Here is a 306-nt window from a genome sequence, read left to right as displayed (position 1 = left end):
ACGCGTAATGTCGTCATGAATCGACCAGCTGTTGAAGCCGGGCTTGCTATGCTTGAGGCTGGTGGAGATTTTGCTGATGGAATTATATCTTATGAGGGACATTGGCTAGGCGGTGAAACCTTTGTTTCATTTGATAAATTAGCAATAGACCTGCTAACGCAAAATGGGCTCTCAGCAAGACTCCTTTCTTAACCTTGTCAGTTAAGATCGTGATGGTGTCATTGTTATAGGAATAATGGGGCTTACTTTTTAAGCTTAGCGCATTTTTCTCTTCTATGATAAATTTATCCTATCATGCCCTAAACC

Annotated in this window: 1 pseudogene; it reads left to right on the top strand. The window is 41.2% G+C overall.

The features are described 5' to 3' along the window. Positions 1 to 192: pseudogene (locus ACFIKE_RS12130) on the top strand (VapC toxin family PIN domain ribonuclease); the annotation flags it as partial. Positions 193 to 306: the final 114 nt, after the last annotated feature.

Origin of the sequence: Bartonella sp. MU70NMGDW (assembly GCF_042194085.1) — a bacterium.
Taxonomy (GTDB): Bacteria; Pseudomonadota; Alphaproteobacteria; order Rhizobiales; family Rhizobiaceae; genus Bartonella; species Bartonella grahamii.
This window is presented reverse-complemented; position numbering and strand designations above follow the sequence as displayed.